The following is a 4,420-nucleotide window of genomic DNA, read 5'->3' as shown; positions in this document are numbered from 1 at the left end:
CTTTTTTGATAGTATGCATATTGCTTATCAGAAAAATATTGATAGCATTAAACAGGATGCTGATTTTGGTTTTGACTTTGTTAATTCTTCTGTCAGTTAATTCATGCCTGTCAGATCAAGTCTAAACTATTACACTTTATTACTAGCTGCACCTGCTAGAGATGAAGTGAGCAAAACAGCTAAAACACACAATCCTTTTATTTTCATATAACTACCCATACAAAAAAATATATAATGCACAAGTATATATCCTTTATATTAAAAAAGATATAAACTCATATCAAAAAAAGTATACCTACGAAATTAGGGACATGCTACTCAAAATTTTTATATAACTATGTTTACTACCTTATTTGGTACAGCATATATAGTGCGAATTTTGCTTTGATCGATTCTATTGGATACAGAATCTGTTGCTATTTTCTTCAATTTTTCTTGAGGTAAATCAGTTTCTACTTTGATAGTCGCACGCAACTTTCCATTAATCTGTACTGCCACAGTTACCATATTATCAATTAGTAGTGATTCATCAGCTTTTGGCCAAGGTTGCATATATAGCATGCCTTCGCCTCCTATTTTTTGCCATAAATTTTCAGCCAGGTGTGGCATGAATGGTTCGATTACTCTAATTAGTATACATACACCTTCATCAATAAGAGATTTTCCAGTTTTTACGTCTATTTCAGCTATTAAATTTGTCATTTCACGAAACTTTGCTACCACACAGTTTAATCTGCAGTTTTCCAAGTCATCTGTAAGCACTTGCAATAGTTTATGGATTTTTTTTCTGTACTCTAGGAGTTTACCTACAATGTTTTCATTATCATAGTGTATGTTTACGGGCCTAAGTTGCACTACCATACGCCACAATTTATTTATGTAGCGAAAACAACCTTCCACGCCATCATCAGACCATTCCATATCTTTTTCTGGGGGGGTATCGGATAATACAAACAAACGAGCAGTATCAGCACCGTATTTTTCTATGATAAAGTTTGGGTCAACTGTATTCTTCTTTGACTTACTCATCTTTTCGACTTTTCCAACTTGGATCTTAGCACCCTTCGCAATCAACTCTTTTGCTTCTTCGGGAAAGAGCCATTTGCCATTCTCATCTTTATAAGTTATATGGCAGACCATTCCTTGAGTGATTAAAGTAGAGAAAGGCTCTTTAACGTCAAAATAGCCACATTTAGTTAAAGCACGGCAGAAAAACCTTGAGTAAAGCAAATGTAGAATTGCATGTTCTATTCCACCTATGTAATAATCAACAGGCATAAAACGATTACAAGTATCTTTATTAATCGATTTATTTTCACTGCAAAATGCAGCAAAATACCAAGAAGATTCAAAAAAAGTGTCAAATGTATCAGTTTCACGTTCTGCTTGCTTTCCGCACTTTGGACAATCAACAAATTTCCAGGTTGGGTGCTTATCCAGGGGATTACCACCACTTGTAAATTCTACATCCGTTGGTAGAACAACAGGGAGGTCTTTTTCTGGAACTGGAACAATTCCACAATCTTTACAATGTATAATAGGTATAGGACATCCCCAATAACGTTGCCTTGAAATTCCCCAATCGTGTAGACGATAGTTTATTGTTTTCTTACCTATTCCTTTTTCTTCAAGTTTTTTTATGATTACTTTTTTTGCCTCATTAATCATTAGTCCGTTTAAGAATTCAGAATTGAACATCACTCCATCACCGAAGTACGGTTCTTTTAAGATCTCTGTGGTCTCTTCACAAACTACAGGAATAATCGGTAAACCATACTTCTGTGCAAATTCAAAATCACGCTGATCATGTGCAGGGCAACCAAAAATCGCACCTTCTCCATACTCCATCAACACAAAATTCGCTATATAAATTGGTAATTCCTTGTCGAGAAATGGGTGCCTGACGTTCAGTCCAGTGTAAATTCCAATTTTTTCATCATTCTCCCCCTTTGCCTTCATATTACCAATAAAGTCTCTTATTTCTTTGTCCTTAAGGTCTTGTACAATAGGGTGCTCTGCTCCTACTGCAAGAAAAGAAGCTCCAAATAAAGTATGAGGAGAAGTTGTAAAAATCTTTAATTTCTTATTCAGGCCAACTATTTCAAAATCTATAGTTGCCCCTTCAGATTTTCCTATCCAGCGCTCTTGCATAGTTTTGACTTTTTCTGGCCAATTTTTTAAACTTTGCAGACAATGAAGCAAATCTTCAGCAAAATCAGTAATCTTTAAAAACCATTGGAATAACTTACGTTTTTCAACAACTGCACCTGATCGCCATCCTTTTCCATCAACCACTTGCTCATTTGCAAGCACTGTTTGGTCCACTGGATCCCAATTAACCCACGACTCTTTTCGATAGGCAAGACCATGCTTTAAAAAATCCAGAAAAAATTTCTGTTCGTGTTTGTAATAATCAGGCTCACATGTGGAAAGCTCGTGATTCCAATTGTAGGAAAGACCTATAGATTTTAGCTGTGCACGCATATTGTCTATATTCTCTTTTGTCCACGCCGCAGGGTTAATATTATTGTCCCTTGCTGCATTTTCAGCTGGTAATCCAAACGCATCCCAGCCAATTGGGTGCAAAACCTCAAATCCATGAGCTCTCTTGTAACGTGCTATAACATCTCCTATTGCATAGTTACGCAGGTGCCCCATATGAATCTTACCAGATGGATATGGAAACATTTCCAACACGTAACATTTCTTCTTTTTACTATCTTTGCTTACAGAAAAATCCCACTTATTTTGGTAGAATTTTTCAACGTTTTTAAAATCATATTTCATAAATTCAATCACAGTTTATATGTACTAAAGGATCGACTGCTTGACCATTATGCCTTATTGTGAAACACATCTGCGGATCTTTATCTTGTGTGCTTGATTTACCTGCAGATCCAATTACTTGACCTTGTTTTACTTTATCACCAATTTCAACTTGTATGTTTTTTAAATAGGAGTACATAGTCATGTAATTATCTTTATGTTCCACTATAATTAAATTTCCGTACCACCTCAGGCCTTTGCCTACGTATATTACTTTGCCAGGTGCAGAAGCAATAACCTTTGTTCCACTTTGAGCAGTAATTTTTATGCCATCTTGACATATTTTATCAGAAGAGGTAACTGCACCTTTAACCGGTATTACAAATTTACACATGCTTTGTGCATTATTGTTATATACCTTATCTACAAAGGCTTTTCTACTTTCTTTTCGCAGCGAAGAATCAACATTTTCTTTAATCAAATGATACTCCCTTGTGTACTCTAGGTCTCTTTTCCCATAAAATTCTTCGCCTTTAAGTAGTACAGGTGCAGGTTTTTGCAGGCCACAGCTTATCAGTATTGCTGATAATATAAAGAACAAGGCTATACGACACATACACTTATCTCTAGATATATCAACTTTCACAAAACTTTATAGTGTTTTTCGTCTATTTATTACTTTCTTCATTTATTTTATCAGTCAAATAGTCTCTTAAATCGGTAAGTTCTTGCAACAAATTTCTTGAATAATGATCAATTCTTACATCGTTACCAAATTCCTTTTGTACTCCTTTTATTGTATATCCTTTGTCATATAGCATATATTTTATTTTCTTTATTGCCTCTATACACTTATGATCATATAGTCTTCTTCCCTTCCGTTTTATAGGTTTAATTTGATGGAATTGACTTTCCCAGAATCTTAAAACATGCTGCTCCAAATGTAGTTCTTCAGCTACTTCTCCAATTGTGTAAAATAATTTTTCCTTATTCATCGGTTGTTTATTAATTTTTTCATCATTTTTGAAGGTCTAAAAGAAATTGATTTTCTCGCTTTAATTACTACCCTTTCCGATGTCTTTGGTATATTTCCTGGTCTTTCTTTCTTGTTTTTAACCAAAAATGTTCCAAATGAAGATATTTTTACTATTCCATCCTTTGCTAAGCTCGTTTTTATCTCATCCAATATATCATCTATTATTGCAATAGAGTCTTCTTTCGATAATCCAATTTCCTGGTTTATACATTCAGCTATCGTTGCCTTAGTTACTGTTGTGTCTTTTGTTGTCATAATTTATTACAGTATGTTAATATAATATAACAATCGACTCAAGATTCAGCTACTTTATTTTTATAGTATGTTTCTTTTGTAGCATAATTAAAAATACTAGCAAATGTTAACATTGCAAATATTGTGAAAAGCGCCATTTGATGATCTGAAAAAAGTGCTAAAATTGACACTAAAATTCCACTCATAACAAACATAAAGTGTAATAGTTTAGACTTGATCTGACAAACAAAGTAAGATAAAAATATAGACAAGTTTTAAAGGAGTGTCAGATATGAATACAACACAAGAAAATGTAATAGTTTAGACTTGATCTGACAGGCATGAATTAACTGACAGAAGAATTAACAAAGTCAAAACCAAAAT

Annotated in this window: 4 protein-coding genes; all 4 read right to left on the bottom strand. The window is 33.9% G+C overall.

Annotation, left to right across the window (positions count from 1 at the left end; translation table 11 throughout):
* Positions 1-327: 327 nt before the first annotated feature.
* The 4 genes from leuS to JR053_RS04970 are packed head-to-tail and all read right to left on the bottom strand — an operon-like array spanning position 328 to position 4,057.
* On the bottom strand, positions 328-2,787 hold the full coding sequence (gene leuS, locus JR053_RS04985; protein WP_010402986.1) for a leucine--tRNA ligase: 2,460 nt from the start codon (positions 2,785-2,787) through the stop codon (positions 328-330).
* 4 nt (positions 2,788-2,791) lie between these two features.
* Positions 2,792-3,382: a murein hydrolase activator EnvC family protein gene (locus tag JR053_RS04980; RefSeq protein ID WP_007302156.1), complete on the bottom strand. Its 591-nt coding sequence runs from the start codon at positions 3,380-3,382 to the stop codon at positions 2,792-2,794.
* Between the two features lie 52 nt (positions 3,383-3,434).
* Entirely contained in the window at positions 3,435-3,761 is a 327-nt protein-coding gene (locus tag JR053_RS04975) for a MerR family transcriptional regulator (protein ID WP_010402982.1), read from the bottom strand.
* Positions 3,758-4,057: an integration host factor subunit alpha gene (locus JR053_RS04970; RefSeq protein ID WP_007302154.1), complete on the bottom strand. Its 300-nt coding sequence runs from the start codon at positions 4,055-4,057 to the stop codon at positions 3,758-3,760. The genes JR053_RS04975 and JR053_RS04970 overlap by 4 nt, the downstream gene beginning before the upstream one ends.
* Positions 4,058-4,420: the final 363 nt, after the last annotated feature.

The sequence above is a fragment of the Wolbachia endosymbiont of Nasonia vitripennis genome (assembly GCF_048054115.1).
In the GTDB taxonomy this organism is placed as follows: domain Bacteria; phylum Pseudomonadota; class Alphaproteobacteria; order Rickettsiales; family Anaplasmataceae; genus Wolbachia.
The sequence above is the reverse complement of the archived record's forward strand: the minus strand, read 5'-3'. Positions and strand labels throughout refer to the sequence as shown.

Bases quoted from the DNA above. Each gene is read 5' to 3' on its own strand.
- JR053_RS04980 (WP_007302156.1), bottom strand. From the start codon at position 3,382: ATGTGTCGTATAGCCTTGTTCTTTATATTATCAGCAATACTGATAAGC.
- JR053_RS04970 (WP_007302154.1), bottom strand. From the start codon at position 4,057: ATGACAACAAAAGACACAACAGTAACTAAGGCAACGATAGCTGAATGT.
- leuS (WP_010402986.1), bottom strand. From the start codon at position 2,787: ATGAAATATGATTTTAAAAACGTTGAAAAATTCTACCAAAATAAGTGG.
- JR053_RS04975 (WP_010402982.1), bottom strand. From the start codon at position 3,761: ATGAATAAGGAAAAATTATTTTACACAATTGGAGAAGTAGCTGAAGAA.